Origin of the sequence: Pseudomonas sp. B21-010, from assembly GCF_024749325.1 — a bacterium.
Taxonomy (GTDB): domain Bacteria; phylum Pseudomonadota; class Gammaproteobacteria; order Pseudomonadales; family Pseudomonadaceae; genus Aquipseudomonas; species Aquipseudomonas kilonensis.
In genome coordinates, this window is record NZ_CP087198.1 from 6,187,349 (window position 1) to 6,202,427 (window position 15,079).

Annotated in this window: 14 protein-coding genes; 7 read left to right on the forward strand and 7 right to left on the reverse strand. The window is 61.1% G+C overall.

All coding sequences use genetic code 11. The features are described from left to right. The first annotated feature begins 39 nt into the window (after positions 1 to 39). Both LOY50_RS27715 and glpT read left to right on the forward strand, forming a co-directional pair. Positions 40 to 1,017 (forward strand): NADPH:quinone oxidoreductase family protein, encoded by a 978-nt coding sequence (locus tag LOY50_RS27715; RefSeq protein ID WP_258689717.1) that lies wholly within the window; start codon positions 40 to 42, stop codon positions 1,015 to 1,017. 215 nt (positions 1,018 to 1,232) lie between these two features. Next, on the forward strand, positions 1,233 to 2,582 hold the full coding sequence (glpT, locus tag LOY50_RS27720; protein WP_253470312.1) for a glycerol-3-phosphate transporter: 1,350 nt from the start codon (positions 1,233 to 1,235) through the stop codon (positions 2,580 to 2,582). Here the strand turns inward: glpT and LOY50_RS27725 are convergent. The 6 genes from LOY50_RS27725 to LOY50_RS27750 all read right to left on the reverse strand — a co-directional run bounded on the left by LOY50_RS27725 (position 2,558) and on the right by LOY50_RS27750 (position 8,753). Continuing rightward, on the reverse strand, positions 2,558 to 3,226 hold the full coding sequence (locus LOY50_RS27725) for a gamma-glutamylcyclotransferase (protein ID WP_024617166.1): 669 nt from the start codon (positions 3,224 to 3,226) through the stop codon (positions 2,558 to 2,560). The genes glpT and LOY50_RS27725 overlap by 25 nt on opposite strands. A 309-nt stretch (positions 3,227 to 3,535) precedes the next feature. Then, the gene (locus tag LOY50_RS27730; protein ID WP_253470313.1) at positions 3,536 to 4,504 is read right to left on the reverse strand and encodes a CDP-6-deoxy-delta-3,4-glucoseen reductase; all 969 of its coding nucleotides are present in this window, start codon (positions 4,502 to 4,504) and stop codon (positions 3,536 to 3,538) included. Further along, complete coding sequence (gene ubiD / locus LOY50_RS27735) at positions 4,504 to 5,970, reverse strand: 4-hydroxy-3-polyprenylbenzoate decarboxylase (protein ID WP_039590257.1); 1,467 nt, start codon at positions 5,968 to 5,970, stop codon at positions 4,504 to 4,506. Before ubiD ends, LOY50_RS27730 begins: the two co-directional genes overlap by 1 nt. 124 nt (positions 5,971 to 6,094) lie before the next feature. Then, complete coding sequence (rho, locus tag LOY50_RS27740) at positions 6,095 to 7,354, reverse strand: transcription termination factor Rho (protein ID WP_003206716.1); 1,260 nt, start codon at positions 7,352 to 7,354, stop codon at positions 6,095 to 6,097. Positions 7,355 to 7,595: 241 nt separating this feature from the next. Further along, the gene (gene trxA / locus LOY50_RS27745; protein WP_214510063.1) at positions 7,596 to 7,925 is read right to left on the reverse strand and encodes a thioredoxin TrxA; all 330 of its coding nucleotides are present in this window, start codon (positions 7,923 to 7,925) and stop codon (positions 7,596 to 7,598) included. A 120-nt stretch (positions 7,926 to 8,045) separates the two neighbouring features. Next, entirely contained in the window at positions 8,046 to 8,753 is a 708-nt protein-coding gene (locus tag LOY50_RS27750) for a FadR/GntR family transcriptional regulator (RefSeq protein ID WP_214510064.1), read from the reverse strand. Positions 8,754 to 9,007: 254 nt separating this feature from the next. Here LOY50_RS27750 and LOY50_RS27755 point away from each other — a divergent pair, with 254 nt between their 5' ends. The 5 genes from LOY50_RS27755 to ppx all read left to right on the forward strand — a co-directional run bounded on the left by LOY50_RS27755 (position 9,008) and on the right by ppx (position 13,660). Further along, positions 9,008 to 9,793 carry a transporter substrate-binding domain-containing protein gene (locus LOY50_RS27755; RefSeq protein ID WP_018610665.1) on the forward strand — a complete coding sequence of 262 codons (786 nt, stop codon included), beginning with the start codon at positions 9,008 to 9,010 and terminating at the stop codon, positions 9,791 to 9,793. A gap of 21 nt (positions 9,794 to 9,814) precedes the next feature. Beyond that, positions 9,815 to 10,495 (forward strand): amino acid ABC transporter permease, encoded by a 681-nt coding sequence (locus tag LOY50_RS27760; protein WP_258689721.1) that lies wholly within the window; start codon positions 9,815 to 9,817, stop codon positions 10,493 to 10,495. Continuing rightward, a complete protein-coding gene (locus LOY50_RS27765; RefSeq protein ID WP_003206735.1) occupies positions 10,492 to 11,142 on the forward strand; it encodes an amino acid ABC transporter permease in 651 nt (216 codons plus the stop codon). The genes LOY50_RS27760 and LOY50_RS27765 overlap by 4 nt, the downstream gene beginning before the upstream one ends. Further along, positions 11,129 to 11,863 (forward strand): amino acid ABC transporter ATP-binding protein, encoded by a 735-nt coding sequence (locus tag LOY50_RS27770; protein ID WP_253470315.1) that lies wholly within the window; start codon positions 11,129 to 11,131, stop codon positions 11,861 to 11,863. The genes LOY50_RS27765 and LOY50_RS27770 overlap by 14 nt, the downstream gene beginning before the upstream one ends. Positions 11,864 to 12,157: 294 nt before the next feature. Continuing rightward, positions 12,158 to 13,660, forward strand: coding sequence for an exopolyphosphatase (ppx, locus tag LOY50_RS27775; RefSeq protein WP_258689723.1), 1,503 nt, complete (start codon positions 12,158 to 12,160; stop codon positions 13,658 to 13,660). 231 nt (positions 13,661 to 13,891) lie between these two features. On the opposite strand, the gene ppk1 is transcribed toward ppx, so the two are convergent. Continuing rightward, the gene (ppk1, locus tag LOY50_RS27780) at positions 13,892 to 15,025 is read right to left on the reverse strand and encodes a polyphosphate kinase 1 (RefSeq protein ID WP_258691279.1); all 1,134 of its coding nucleotides are present in this window, start codon (positions 15,023 to 15,025) and stop codon (positions 13,892 to 13,894) included. Positions 15,026 to 15,079 lie beyond the last annotated feature (54 nt).

The window sequence follows — 15,079 nt, forward strand, 5'->3', positions numbered from 1 at the left end:
CTACACTTATCGGCCATCACTCCCAAAGGAATAGCCCTGATGAAAGCCGTGCTGTGCAAAGAATTCGGCCCCGCCGAATCGCTGGTGCTGGAAGACGTCGCCAACCCCGTCGCCAAGAAGAACGAAGTGCTGCTGGACGTGCATGCCGCCGGGGTGAACTTCCCTGACACGCTGATCATCGAGGGCAAATACCAATTCAAGCCACCCTTCCCGTTCTCCCCCGGCGGCGAAGCCGCTGGCGTGGTCAGCGCGGTGGGCGAGAAAGTCAGCCACTTGAAGGTCGGCGACCGGGTGATGGCGTTGACCGGCTGGGGTAGCTTTGCCGAGCAGGTGGCGGTACCTGGCTACAACGTGTTGCCGATCCCCGCGTCCATGGACTTCAACACCGCCGCCGCCTTCAGCATGACGTACGGCACCTCGATGCACGCCCTCAAGCAACGGGCCAACCTGCAAGCCGGCGAAACCCTGCTGGTGCTCGGCGCATCCGGTGGTGTCGGCCTGGCGGCGGTGGAGATCGGCAAGGCCATGGGCGCCCGGGTGATCGCCGCTGCCAGCAGCGCGGAGAAACTCGCCGTGGCGAAGGCCGCTGGTGCCGACGAATTGATCAACTACACCGAAACCAGCCTGAAGGATGAAATCAAGCGCCTCACCGACGGCCAGGGTGCCGATGTGATCTACGACCCGGTAGGTGGCGACCTGTTCGATCAGGCCATCCGCGCCATCGCCTGGAACGGCCGGTTGTTGGTGGTGGGCTTTGCCAGCGGACGAATCCCCGAACTGCCGGTGAACCTCGCGCTGCTCAAGGGCGCCGCCGTGGTGGGCGTGTTCTGGGGCTCCTTCGCCCAGCGCCAGCCCCAGGACAACGCCGCCAACTTCCAGCAATTGTTCGGCTGGTTTGCCGAGGGCAAGCTCAAGCCGCTGGTGTCGCAGGTGTACCCGCTGAGCAACGCTGCCCAGGCGATCAATGATCTTGGCCAACGCAAGGCGGTCGGAAAAGTGGTGGTTCAGGTTCGCTGATTGCTTACCTGAATTGTTTATACCGGGCCGCAACCCTACGACCCGGTTTCACCATTCCCACACCGCCCTTCATTTATACCTGAGCGACATGTTCGTAAAAGAACACAACATCTCCAACATTCCCGCTTTTTTGTGGATAAGAACCGATGCTATTTTCGGTAACGAAACTGTAACATTCGTATCCGCAGTCAAAACAAGAAATTTGGAGCTCTTGAATGTTTGCTTTCTTTCGCCCAGCCCCACATCAGGCGCCATTGCCTGAAGAAAAAATAGACAGCACCTATCGACGCCTTCGCTGGCAGATCTTCGCCGGGATTTTCATCGGGTATGCGGGTTACTACCTGCTACGCAAGAACTTCACCCTGGCATTTCCGGATCTGATCGCCCAAGGCTATACAAAAGGCCAGCTGGGGGTGGCGATGTCGGCGATCGCGATCGCCTACGGCCTTTCCAAGTTTTTGATGGGCATCGTGTCCGACCGCTCCAACCCTCGTTACTTCCTGCCCTTCGGCCTGATCGTGTCCGCCGGCGTCATGTTCGTTTTCGGTTTCGCACCGTGGGCAACCTCCAGCGTGACCATGATGTTCATCCTGTTGTTCATCAACGGCTGGGCCCAAGGCATGGGTTGGCCACCTAGCGGGCGCACCATGGTGCACTGGTGGTCGCAGAAAGAACGCGGCGGTGTGGTTTCGGTATGGAACACCGCCCACAACGTCGGCGGCGGCCTGATCGGTCCACTGGCAATACTTGGCATGGGCTGGTTCAACGACTGGCACAGCAAGTTCTACGTACCGGCGGCGGTGGCGCTGCTGGTCGCTGTATTTGCCTTCATTGTGATGCGCGACACGCCGCAATCGACGGGCTTGCCACCCATCGAGAAGTACAAGAACGATTACCCGGAAGGCTACGATGCCAGCCACGAAGAAGAATTCAGCGCCAAGGACATCTTCGTCAAATACGTGCTGCGCAACAAAATGCTCTGGTTCATCGCGCTGGCCAACGTCTTCGTCTACTTGTTGCGTTACGGCATCCTGGATTGGGCGCCGACCTATCTTAAAGAGGTCAAGCACTTCAACTTCGACAAGACGTCCTGGGCCTACTTCCTGTACGAGTGGGCCGGCATTCCCGGCACGCTGTTGTGCGGATGGATGTCGGACAAGATCTTCCGGGGCAACCGTGGCCTGACGGGCATGGTGTTCATGGCATTGGTGACCGTTGCGACGATCGTTTACTGGCTGAATCCGCCGGGCAACCCGATGGTCGACATGATCTCGCTGTTCGCGATCGGCTTTCTGATCTACGGTCCGGTCATGCTGGTGGGTCTGCAGGCGCTGGAACTGGTGCCCAAGAAAGCGGCGGGCACGGCTGCCGGCTTTACCGGTCTGTTTGGTTATCTCGGTGGTTCGGTCGCGGCCAGTGCCATGATGGGCTACACGGTGGACTATTTCGGCTGGGATGGCGGCTTCATCCTACTGGTTGTCGCCTGCCTGCTGGCGATGGCCTTCCTTGCGCCAACCCTGTGGCACAGGCAGATCGCCAGTCAGAGCCGCGAAGCGATCGCCTGATCCAGCGCTGATTTGCAGCGCTTGAGCCGCGCCTCCAGATTCCGGTCTGGCATGGCGTGGCTGCGCAGGGCGTGGATGGTCTGCTCGACGTAATCACGAGTGGTGCCATAACGCCCACAGGCGCTTTCGAACACCTGGCTCAGTACATGGTCCGGCAGGTTGCCGGCATAGCTGGGCAGGTGTCGCTCCAGTACAAACCCCAAGGCTTGCACCCGGCTACCATCCTCGAGACGGCAACTGAGCCAGTGCGGGCGATAGGACGGGACCGGCATCTCGCGCTGCCACAGGGCAAACAGCGAATCCTCGAGATTCTCCTCCGGCAACCGGTAGGCGAAACCGCTGCAGGAGCCGCCGCGATCCAGCCCGAACACCAGCCCCGGCAACTCCGGTGTACCGCGATGCTCGTGGGACCACAGGTACAAACCGCGATGATAACCATGGACCCGGCCGCGCATCCGCTCCACCGCCGTGCATTCGGGCCGCCAGATCAAGGAACCGTATGCGAACAGCCAGACCGGACCGCCCTGGTGGAGACTCATGGTCAATTGCATCGAGGCGAGCAATTGCTCACGGGTCAGTTGCGGACCCAGGTCGAGCCTTGGCGGGTACAAGGCACAGGTAATGGCGGATTCGATAGCGGTCATGGCCGGTAGCGTTTGGCTCCTCGCGGGTCAGAAGGTGAAGGGGACCGTCATGGGGTTGACGTTCATGGGGAGCAAGGCAAGTTAAATGCCATCCCATACCCTATATACGTTATCGGTATCTAGCCTTGAGACTAAATATCGAAACGAAATATATGAGGTTATATCGACGGGCGGACATGCGCGCGGTTGTGGCGAGGGAGCTTGCTCCCGCTCGGTTGCGCAGCGACCGCAAGATGTTGGGGCCGCTGCGCAGCCCAGCGGGAGCAAGCTCCCTCGCCACAAAAGCCCACCCATCCAGATCAGTCGCTATCAAGCCCGTGGCGCATACGCAAACACGTCGGCGCGCATTTGATGGGCGTCCATGCCGGCTTCCACCAGCGCGTCGAGCGTGGCGTAGATCATGGCCGGCGAGCCGCTGGCGTAGACGTGCACACCGGAAAGATCGCTAAGGTCCTCGCACACCGCTTCATGGAGCATCCCGCAGCGCCCTTCCCAGCCGCACAAGTCGCTGACGACTTTGTGCAGGAACAGGTTCGGCAGTTTTTTCCATTCGTCCCAATGCTCGATTTCATAGAAATCTTCCGGCCGCCGCACGCCCCAATACAGGTGCACCGGGTGCTTGAAACCCGCCGCCCGGCAGTGCTCGATCAGGCTGTGCATCTGCGCCATGCCGGTTCCGGCGGCGATCAGTACCAACGGGCCATCGGGCAGTTCGGACAAATGCGTGTCGCCAAAAGGCATTTCGATACGCACGCTGGGGTTGCGCCGCAGTTGCTCCAGCAGGGCTTGTGCACTGCTTTCGCGCACCAACACGTGCAATTGCAGCTCGCGCCCCGAATGCGGCGCCGACGCCAGGGAGAAGGCCGATTTTTCGCCGTTTTCCCGTTCGATCATCAGGTACTGCCCGGCGTGATAGCGCGGCGGCTTACCGGCCGGCGCACGCAGGTGCACTCGCCAGACATCACCCCCCACGTCGGCGCACTCGACCACCTGGCACGCCAGGTTGCGTACCGGCAGCTCACCCGGCGACAGCACGCCATCCCACAACACTACGCAATCCTCCAGCGGCTCGGCGATGCAGGTGAAGATCTCACCGTGATCGCGCACCTCGCCCGCCTGTTCCACACGGCCTTCCACCAACAACGCGCCGCAGACGTGGCAGTTGCCGTTGCGGCAACTTTGCGGGCATTCATAGCCCAGGCGCCGCGCGCCATCGAGAATCCGCTCGGCGGGCCGGATCTCCAGCACCGCCCCGGAAGGCTGCAAGGTTACACGCATCAATCTATTCCTAACTGATTCCAGATGGCATCGATCCGTTGGGTAACGGCCTCATCCTTGACGATAACCCGGCCCCACTCACGAGTGGTTTCACCGGGCCATTTATGCGTGGCATCGAGCCCCATCTTCGACCCCAGGCCGGACACCGGCGAGGCGAAGTCGAGGTAGTCGATCGGCGTATTCTCGATCATCACCGTATCGCGCTTGGGGTCCATGCGCGTGGTGATGGCCCAGATCACGTCGTTCCAGTCCCGTGCGTTGATATCGTCGTCGGTGACGATAACGAACTTGGTGTACATGAACTGTCGCAAAAACGACCAGACTCCGAGCATCACCCGCTTGGCATGCCCCGGATACGACTTCTTCATGGTCACCACGGCCATGCGATACGAACAGCCTTCCGGCGGCAAATAGAAATCGGTGATTTCCGGAAACTGCTTTTGCAGGATAGGCACGAACACTTCGTTCAGGGCCACGCCGAGAATGGCCGGCTCATCGGGCGGACGGCCGGTATAGGTGCTGTGGTAAATCGGCTTGATCCGATGGGTGATGCGCTCGACGGTGAACACCGGGAAGCTATCGACTTCGTTGTAGTAACCGGTGTGGTCGCCGTACGGACCTTCATCGGCCATTTCACCTGGATGGATCACCCCTTCAAGGATGATCTCGGCGGTGGCCGGCACTTGCAGGTCGTTGCCACGGCACTTCACCAGCTCGGTGCGGTTGCCCCGCAACAGGCCGGCGAATGCATATTCGGAAAGGCTGTCGGGCACAGGCGTGACGGCGCCGAGGATGGTCGCCGGGTCCGCGCCCAGGGCCACCGACACCGGGAATGGCTGGCCGGGGTGTTTTTCACACCACTCACGGTAGTCCAGCGCACCGCCGCGATGGCTCAGCCAGCGCATGATGACCTTGTTGCGGCCAATCACTTGCTGACGATAGATGCCCAGGTTCTGGCGATCCTTGTTCGGGCCCTTGGTGACGGTCAGGCCCCAGGTGATCAGTGGCCCTACGTCGCCCGGCCAGCAGGTCTGCACCGGGAGCATGGCCAGGTCGACATCGTCACCCTCGATCACCACTTCCTGACAGATCGCGTCCTTGACGACTTTCGGCGCCATGGAAATGATCTTGCGGAAGATCGGCAGCTTGGACCAAGCGTCCTTCAGGCCTTTCGGCGGCTCGGGCTCCTTGAGGAACGCCAGCAGCTTGCCGATTTCGCGCAGTTCGCTGACCGCTTCGGCGCCCATGCCCAGGGCCACGCGTTCCGGCGTGCCGAACAGGTTGCCCAGGACCGGAATGTCGTAGCCTGTCGGGTTTTCGAACAACAGCGCCGGGCCTTTTGCGCGCAGGGTGCGGTCGCAGACCTCGGTCATTTCCAGGACGGGGGACACCGGCACCTGGATGCGCTTGAGTTCGCCGCGCTGTTCCAGCCCACTGATAAAGTCGCGCAAGTCGCGATACTGCATGCAAAAGCCTCATGGTGGCCGTGGCGTTCGGGGGCCCGAGTTTAACGCCGCCCGTCCAGAATAGTGAATGCACAGATAGCAAAAAGCCGGGTTTCCCCGGCTCTTGCTGGCCTGTCTTGTCGAGTTACTTGCGTTTCATCGACAGGAAGAACTCGTCGTTGGTCTTGGTCGTCTTCAGCTTGTCGACCAGGAACTCGATGGCGGCGACTTCATCCATCGGATGCAGCAGCTTGCGCAGGATCCACATGCGCTGCAACTCGTCGTCGGCGGTCAGCAACTCTTCGCGGCGTGTGCCGGAACGGTTGATGTTGATGGCCGGGAACACACGCTTCTCGGCGATACGGCGATCCAGAGGCAGCTCCATGTTGCCGGTGCCCTTGAATTCCTCGTAGATCACTTCGTCCATCTTCGAGCCGGTTTCAACCAGCGCGGTGGCGATGATGGTCAGCGAACCACCTTCCTCGATGTTCCGCGCGGCGCCGAAGAAACGCTTCGGTTTTTCCAGCGCGTGGGCATCGACACCACCGGTCAGCACCTTGCCGGAGCTCGGGATCACGGTGTTGTAGGCACGGGCCAGACGGGTGATGGAGTCCAGCAGGATCACCACGTCCTTCTTGTGCTCGACCAGGCGCTTGGCCTTCTCGATCACCATTTCGGCAACCTGCACGTGGCGGGTCGGCGGCTCGTCGAACGTCGAGGCGACCACTTCGCCGCGCACGGTGCGTTGCATCTCGGTCACTTCTTCCGGACGCTCGTCGATCAGCAGCACGATCAGGTGAACTTCAGGGTTGTTACGGGCGATGTTGGCCGCGATGTTCTGCAGCATGATCGTCTTGCCCGCTTTCGGCGGTGCCACGATCAGGCCGCGCTGGCCTTTGCCGATGGGTGCGCACAGGTCGATGACACGACCGGTGAGGTCTTCGGTGGAACCGTTGCCGGCTTCCATCTTCATGCGTACGGTCGGGAACAGCGGCGTCAGGTTCTCGAAGAGAATCTTGTTCTTCGCGTTTTCCGGACGATCGAAGTTGATCGTGTCGACCTTCAGCAGTGCGAAGTAACGCTCGCCTTCCTTCGGAGGGCGGATCTTGCCAACGATGGTGTCACCGGTGCGCAAGTTGAAGCGACGGATCTGGCTCGGCGAGACGTAGATATCGTCTGGGCCGGCAAGATAGGAAGCGTCTGCGGAGCGAAGGAAGCCGAAGCCGTCCTGGAGAATCTCCAGCACGCCATCACCGGAGATTTCCTCGCCGCTTTTCGCGTGCTTCTTGAGCAGGGAGAAAATCACGTCCTGCTTGCGCGAACGGGCCATATTTTCTATGCCCATCTGTTCGGCCAATTCGAGCAGTTCGGTAATCGGCTTTTGCTTGAGTTCAGTCAGATTCATATAGGAATGACGTAATCATTTATGGAGGGGGGAAATTAAGCTTTTGGCTTAATGAGGCCGCGCCGCGGAGAAGGCGACAGGATCGCGTACTTATTCGAAAGGAGAGCGTCGGCGACGGCTTGCAGGGGGCACTGGAGAAACCAGTGCGGGGCCGAATGTAACACCTGGGTTTGCGAGCGTCTAGCCCTGAATAACGAAAAAGCCCCGCGATTTGCGGGGCTTTTTCAATGGCATTCGACGCTTAGATGTTGGCGTCGATGAAAGCAGCCAGTTGCGACTTCGACAGCGCGCCAACCTTGGTAGCTTCGACGTTGCCGTTCTTGAACAGCATCAGGGTCGGGATACCACGCACGCCGTGCTTGGCCGGAGTCTCCTGGTTTTCGTCGATGTTCAGCTTGGCGATGGTCAGCTTACCTGCGTAGGTGGTAGCAATATCGTCCAGGACCGGGGCGATCATTTTGCAGGGACCGCACCACTCAGCCCAATAGTCGACCAGTACCGGGCCTTCGGCCTTGAGTACGTCAGCCTCGAAGCTAGCGTCGCTAACGTGTTTGATAAGCTCGTTGCTCATGGAAGTCTCCGGGTAATCAGCAAAAAAACGTGGCCCATCATAGCTGCCCTTCCAAGGTTCAGGAAGCTTGAGTTGATTGAGTCTCGCTATGGCGACAGATGTATTTGGGTATAGCCCAAGTCACGAGGCAACAGGCGCCACGAAGGAAATCCCGGTACGCAGCGCAGCGTTACGTACATGTTCCTGCATGGCTTTTTGCGCAGCCCCCGAAGCGCGGCGAGCCAGGGCGCGAAGGATCTTGCGATGCTCCTGCCAGGTTTCCATCGCCCGCTCCGCCCTGATGAACGGTAGTTTCTGGCTTTCCAGGAAGATATCGGCGCTGGCCGTGAGGATGCTCAACATCGCCTGGTTGCCGCTGGCCAGCAGGATTCGTCGATGAAATTCGAAATCCAGCCGCGCGGCGGCGTCGAAATCGCCGATCTTCAACTCCCGGCGCATGGCTTCGACATTGTCTTGCAGCATGTCCAACTCATCGGCGCTGAGCGTCACCGCCGCCAACCCCGCCGCGAAACCCTCCAGGGCGTAGCGCAATTGGAAGATATCCACCGGCGAGGCCTGGGCCGCGAACGGCCAGCCCGGCGCCGATTCGCTGCGTGGAGCCTCTACCGGCGCCTGCACGAAGACCCCCTTGCCCGGTTGCACGCTGATCATGCCCAGGGCACTGAGGGATGACAGCGCTTCGCGCAGCGACGCCCGACTCACCCCCAATTGCAGCGCCAGGTCCCGTTGCGACGGCAGCGCATCGCCCGGGCCGAAGCCTTCATCGACGATCAGTTTGCGGATGGCTTGCAAGGCCACTTCAGGAACGGCGCGAGCGATGGAATTCATGATTTTCAAGACGAACCGGGCCAGTGAGCGGCTAGTTGTAAAGCTATTCGCCGCGCCCGGCAAGTCGTGCCCCAGCGGGGTTCGGCGACAAATACCGACGCCCGATAACGGTGCGAAAAACGCCACGACTGTTCAGACCAGTAAGACCGCTCCCCACCAGCAAAACCGCGGCTTGAGCCGCTGAAAATCCGCCTTGGCATGGCCTGTGCTCTGTCCGAACGCAGAAATCACATCACCGATTGCGGAGATTCGCCATGATTCAGCGTTGCAGCGCCCTGCTCACAGCCCTGTTTGCCAGCCTGATGCTCTGTCAGCTACCCGCCCACGCCGATGGCCTGGAAGACGTGGTCAAGCGTGGCACCCTCAAGGTCGCCGTGCCCCAGGACTTCCCGCCATTCGGTTCGGTAGGCCCGGACATGAAACCCCGCGGCCTGGACATCGACACCGCAAAACTGCTGGCCGACCAGCTCAAGGTCAAGCTTGAGCTGACGCCGGTCAACAGCACCAACCGCATCCCCTTCCTGACCACTGGCAAGGTCGACCTGGTGATTTCCAGCCTGGGCAAGAACCCGGAGCGGGAAAAGGTCATCGACTTCTCCAGCGCCTACGCGCCGTTCTACCTGGCCGTGTTCGGCCCGCCTGACGCCGCCATCAACACCCTGGACGACCTCAAGGGCAAGACCATCAGCGTCACCCGTGGCGCCATCGAAGACATCGAGCTGACCAAGGTCGCCCCCGAAGGTACCACCATCAAGCGCTTCGAAGACAACAACTCGACCATCGCCGCCTACCTGGCCGGCCAGGTGGATCTGATCGCCAGCGGCAACGTGGTGATGGTCGCCATCAGCGAACGCAACCCCAAGCGTGTTCCCGCGCTGAAGGTAAAACTCAAGGACTCGCCGGTTTACGTGGGCGTGAACAAGAACGAGCCGGCGCTGTTGGACAAGGTCAACCAGATCCTCGCCACCGCCAAGACCGATGGCAGCCTGGAGAAAAATTCCCAGACCTGGCTCAAGCAGCCACTGCCGGCCGATCTCTGACCGTCGCTTGAGAGGCTGAGCATGGCTTATCAGTTCGATTTTCTACCGGTGGTGCAAAACACCGAGCTGCTGTTGCGCGGTGCGCTGTTCACCCTGGAACTGACGGCCATCGGCACGTTGCTCGGGGTCAGCCTGGGCATCGTCGGGGCCGTGGTGCGGGCGTGGAACATTCGCCCGTTCGCGGCGATCTTCGGCGTGTACGTGGAGTTGATCTGCAACACGCCGTTCCTGGTGCAGCTGTTTTTCATCTTCTTCGGCTTGCCGTCCCTGGGCCTGCAGATTTCCGAATGGCAGGCGGCAGTATTGGCGATGGTGATCAACCTTGGCGCCTACTCCACGGAGATCATCCGCGCCGGCATCCAGGCGATCCCGCGGGGGCAACTGGAAGCCGCCGCGGCCCTGGCGATGAGCCGCTTCGAGGCCTTCCGTCATGTGGTGCTGCTGCCGGCGCTGGGCAAGGTCTGGCCGGCGTTGAGCAGCCAGATCATCATCGTGATGCTCGGCTCGGCGGTCTGCTCGCAGATCGCCACCGAAGAGTTGAGCTTTGCCGCCAACTTCATTCAGTCGCGCAACTTCCGCGCGTTCGAAACCTACGCGCTGACCACGCTCATCTACTTGTGCATGGCGCTGTTGATCCGCCAGTTCCTCAACTGGGTGGGCCGCCGCTGCCTGTACAAGAGCGGCAACGGGAGCGGCCGATGAGCGATTTCACTTTCTGGGACGTGGTGCGCAACCTGCTCACCGGCCTGCAATGGACCCTGGCGCTGTCGCTGGTGGCGTTTATCGGTGGCGGCGTGATCGGTTTGCTGATCATGGTGCTGCGCATCTCCAAGAGCGCCCTGCCCCGCAACATCGCCCGTACCTACATTGAACTGTTCCAAGGCACACCGCTGTTGATGCAACTGTTCCTAGTGTTCTTCGGCGTGGCCCTGGCCGGGGTGGAGATTTCCCCGTGGATGGCAGCGGCGATTGCCTTGACGCTGTTTACCAGCGCCTACCTGGCGGAGATCTGGCGCGGTTGTGTCGACTCGATTTCCCACGGCCAGTGGGAAGCCTCGGCGAGCCTGGCCCTCAACCCGTTGGAACAGTTGCGCTACGTGATCCTGCCCCAGGCCCTGCGCATCGCCGTGGCGCCGACCGTGGGCTTTTCGGTGCAAGTGGTCAAGGGCACGGCCGTGACCTCGATCATTGGTTTTACCGAACTGACCAAGACCGGCGGCATGCTCGCCAACGCCACGTTCGAGCCCTTCATGGTCTATGGCCTGGTCGCCCTCGGTTATTTCCTGCTCTGCTACCCCTTGTCCCTCAGTGCGCGCTACCTGGAAAGGAGACTGCATGCCTCTGCTTAGAATTACCGCCCTGCATAAATACTACGGCGATCATCACGTGCTCAAAGGCATCGACCTGAGTGTCGAGGAAGGCCAGGTGGTGGCGATCATCGGCCGCAGCGGCTCGGGCAAATCCACCTTGCTGCGCACCCTCAACGGCCTGGAATCGATCAACGACGGTGTGATCGAAGTCGACGGCGAATACCTCGATGCAGCCCGCGCCGATCTGCGCAGCCTGCGGCAGAAAGTCGGGATGGTGTTCCAGCAGTTCAACCTGTTCCCGCACCTGACGGTCGGCGAAAACGTCATGCTCGCGCCGCAGGTTGTGCAAAAAGTGCCCAAGGCCAAGGCGGCCGTGCTGGCGCGGCAGATGCTGGAACGGGTCGGGCTTGGCGAGAAATTCGATGCGTTCCCGGACCGCTTGTCCGGTGGCCAGCAACAACGGGTGGCGATTGCCCGGGCGCTGGCGATGTCGCCAAAAGTGCTGCTGTGCGACGAAATCACCTCGGCCCTGGACCCGGAACTGGTCAATGAAGTGCTCAGCGTGGTGCGGCAGTTGGCCAAGGAAGGCATGACGCTGATCATGGTCACCCATGAAATGCGTTTTGCCCGGGAAGTCGGCGACAAACTGGTGTTCATGCACCAGGGCAAGGTGCATGAGGTGGGCGATCCCAAGGTGTTGTTCGCCAATCCGCAGACGGCGGAGCTGGCGAATTTTATCGGGACGGTCGAGCCAGCCTGATCTTTGCTGCCAAAGAACAGTCTGTGGCGAGGGAGCTTGCTCCCGCTCGGTTCTGTAGGAGCTGGCGAAGCCTGCGATCTTTTGATCTTTGATCTTTCGCTTATGACTCAATGGGCAGCGGAAAGATCGCAGCCTCGTTGCACTCGACAGCTCCTACAGGCCCAGCGGGAGCAAGCTCCCTCGCCACAAAGGCACCCTGCAGGCTGCTCTGGCTCAAGGGTTTGGTTCAGGCGCGTTGGCGTCAGCGGTTGATCGTGGCAGGATGACGTGGTTATCGACCGAGACTTTTTGACCATGCCGCCATCCCAAGCCAAGAATCTGTCCCTGATCGCTGCCATAGACCTGGGCTCCAACAGCTTCCACATGGTCGTCGCCAAGGCCCAGAACGGGGAAATCCGCATTCTTGAGCGGCTTGGCGAGAAGGTCCAACTGGCCGCCGGTATCGACGAAGAGCGAAAGCTGAGCGAAGAATCCATCCAGCGCGGGCTCGATTGCCTCAAGCGGTTTGCCCAACTGATCAACGGTATGCCCCTGGGCGCGGTGCGGATCGTGGGTACCAACGCGCTGCGCGAGGCGCGCAACCGTGGCGAGTTCATCCGCCGCGCTGAAGAAATCCTCGGGCATCCGGTGGAAGTCATTTCCGGCCGTGAAGAAGCGCGCCTGATCTATCTGGGCGTCTCCCACACCTTGGCCGACACGCCGGGCAAGCGTCTGGTGGCGGACATCGGTGGCGGCAGTACCGAATTCATCATCGGCCAGCGCTTCGAACCGCTGCTGCGCGAAAGCCTGCAGATGGGTTGCGTCAGCTACACCCAGCGCTATTTCCGCGACGGCAAGATCACCCCGGCCCGCTACGCCCAGGCCTACACGGCGGCGCGCCTGGAAATCATGAGCATCGAACACGCCCTGCACCGCCTGACCTGGGACGAAGCCATCGGCTCCTCGGGGACCATTCGGGCCATCGGCCTGGCTCTCAAGGCCGGCGGTCACGGCACTGGCGAGGTCAACGCCGAGGGCCTGGCCTGGCTCAAGCGCAGGGTGTTCAAGCTCGGCGAAGCGGACAAGATCGATTTCGAAGGCATCAAGCCCGACCGCCGGGCGATTTTCCCCGCGGGCCTGGCCATCCTCGAGGCGATTTTCGACGCCCTCGAACTGCAACGCATGGACCACTGTGAAGGCGCCCTGCGCGAAGGCGTGCTGTATGACCTGCTGGGGCGTCATCATCACGAAGACGTGCGCGAACGCACCCTGGGCTCGCTCATGGAGCGTTATCACGTCGACCTGGAACAAGCCGTACGGGTCGAGCGCAAGGCGCTACATGCCTTCGACCAGGTCGCCGATGACTGGGACTTGAACGACGGGGTGTGGCGCGAGTTGCTGGGCTGGGCCGCCAAGGTCCATGAAGTGGGCCTGGACATTGCCCACTATCACTACCACAAGCACGGCGCCTACCTGATCGAGCATTCGGACCTGGCGGGTTTCTCCCGGGAAGACCAGCAAATGCTCGCGCTGTTGGTACGCGGCCATCGACGCAACATTCCCAAGGATAAATTTGCCGAGTTCGGCGATGACGGCATCAAGCTGATTCGCCTGTGCGTGCTGCTGCGCTTTGCGATCCTGTTCCACCACATCCGTGGCACCCAGGAAATGCCCCAGGTGGTCTTGCACGCCAATGGCGATCAGTTGGATGTGCTGTTTCCCGAAAATTGGCTGGAAGAGAATCAACTGACCCAGGCCGACTTCGCCCAGGAAGCCGACTGGCTGACCCGGGTCGGGATTGTGCTGAACATTCACTGATTGCTTGCTGAAGTCCCTTGTGGCCCAGCAGCCCCCCCTGTGGCGAGGGGATTTATCCCCGCTGGCTGTGTAGGAGCTGTCGAGTGCAGCGAGGCTGCGATCTTTCCCCAGACACTTGAGTCCCAAGCGAAAGATCAAAAGATCGCAGCCTTCGGCAGCTCCTACAGCGGAGCCCAGCGGGGATAAATCCCCTCGCCACAAAAGCTGAGCCTGCCGCCGCCCACCGATTTTTTAACGAACCGCCAACACCGGGCTGCTCAAGCGCTCGAGCAACGTCGCCTGGGCGCTGCGCGGGTTCTGGTTGCCGGTCGGCGTGTTGCGGATGTAGCGGCCATCCGACTGCAGGCTCCAGCTGTGGGTGTTGTCGGTGAGGTAGCTTTCCAGCTCCTTCTTGACCCGCAGGATCAGCTTCTTGCCTTCCACCGGGAAGCAGGTCTCGACCCGCTTGTCGAGGTTGCGCTCCATCCAGTCGGCGCTGGACAGGAACATCTGCTCCTCACCGCCGTTGAGGAAGTAGAACACCCGCGTATGTTCCAGGAAGCGCCCGATGATCGAGCGTACGTGGATGTTGTGGGACACCCCCGGGATACCCGGTCGCAGGCAGCACATGCCCCGCACCACCAGGTCGATGCGCACGCCCGACTGGCTGGCCTTGTACAACGCACGAATGATCTTCGGGTCGGTCAGCGAGTTGAACTTGGCAATGATGTGGGCCGGCTTGCCGTCCAGGGCGAATTGCGTCTCCCGGGCGATCATGTCGAGCATGCCCTTTTTCAGGGTGAACGGCGCATGCAGCAGCTTCTTCATGCGCAGGGTCTTGCCCATGCCGATCAACTGGCTGAACAGCTTGCCGACGTCTTCGCACAAGGCATCGTCAGAGGTCAGCAGGCTGTAGTCGGTGTACAGGCGGGCGTTGGCAGCGTGGTAGTTGCCGGTGCCCAAGTGAGCGTAACGCACGATCTCACCGGCCTCACGGCGCAGGATGAGCATCATCTTGGCGTGGGTCTTGAAGCCGACCACGCCGTAGATCACCACCGCGCCGGCCGCTTGCAGGCGGCTGGCCAGTTGCAGGTTGGACTCCTCGTCGAAGCGCGCGCGCAATTCGATCACGGCCGTGACTTCCTTGCCGTTGCGCGCCGCGTCCACCAGGGCATCGACGATTTCCGAGTTGGCGCCACTGCGGTACAGGGTCTGGCGCACTGCCAGGACGTGGGGGTCCTTGGCAGCCTGGCGCAGCAGGTCGACCACCGGCGTGAACGACTCGAACGGGTGCGCAGCAGCAGGATGTCCTGCTTGCTGATCACGCTGAAAATGTTCTCGCTGTTTTGCAGCAGTTTCGGGATCTGCGGTGTGAACGGCAGGTATTGCAGCTCCGGATGGCTGTCCAGGCCGGTGATGCTGAACAGTCGGGTCAGGTTG

Coding starts and splice junctions, on each gene's coding strand:
- LOY50_RS27750 (WP_214510064.1), bottom strand. CDS start 8,753: ATGAATTCCATCGCTCGCGCCGTTCCTGAAGTGGCCTTGCAAGCCATC.
- LOY50_RS27755 (WP_018610665.1), top strand. CDS start 9,008: ATGATTCAGCGTTGCAGCGCCCTGCTCACAGCCCTGTTTGCCAGCCTG.
- LOY50_RS27730 (WP_253470313.1), bottom strand. CDS start 4,504: ATGCGTGTAACCTTGCAGCCTTCCGGGGCGGTGCTGGAGATCCGGCCC.
- ppx (WP_258689723.1), top strand. CDS start 12,158: ATGCCGCCATCCCAAGCCAAGAATCTGTCCCTGATCGCTGCCATAGAC.
- LOY50_RS27765 (WP_003206735.1), top strand. CDS start 10,492: ATGAGCGATTTCACTTTCTGGGACGTGGTGCGCAACCTGCTCACCGGC.
- trxA (WP_214510063.1), bottom strand. CDS start 7,925: ATGAGCAACGAGCTTATCAAACACGTTAGCGACGCTAGCTTCGAGGCT.
- glpT (WP_253470312.1), top strand. CDS start 1,233: ATGTTTGCTTTCTTTCGCCCAGCCCCACATCAGGCGCCATTGCCTGAA.
- rho (WP_003206716.1), bottom strand. CDS start 7,354: ATGAATCTGACTGAACTCAAGCAAAAGCCGATTACCGAACTGCTCGAA.
- ubiD (WP_039590257.1), bottom strand. CDS start 5,970: ATGCAGTATCGCGACTTGCGCGACTTTATCAGTGGGCTGGAACAGCGC.
- LOY50_RS27715 (WP_258689717.1), top strand. CDS start 40: ATGAAAGCCGTGCTGTGCAAAGAATTCGGCCCCGCCGAATCGCTGGTG.
- LOY50_RS27770 (WP_253470315.1), top strand. CDS start 11,129: ATGCCTCTGCTTAGAATTACCGCCCTGCATAAATACTACGGCGATCAT.
- LOY50_RS27725 (WP_024617166.1), bottom strand. CDS start 3,226: ATGACCGCTATCGAATCCGCCATTACCTGTGCCTTGTACCCGCCAAGG.
- LOY50_RS27760 (WP_258689721.1), top strand. CDS start 9,815: ATGGCTTATCAGTTCGATTTTCTACCGGTGGTGCAAAACACCGAGCTG.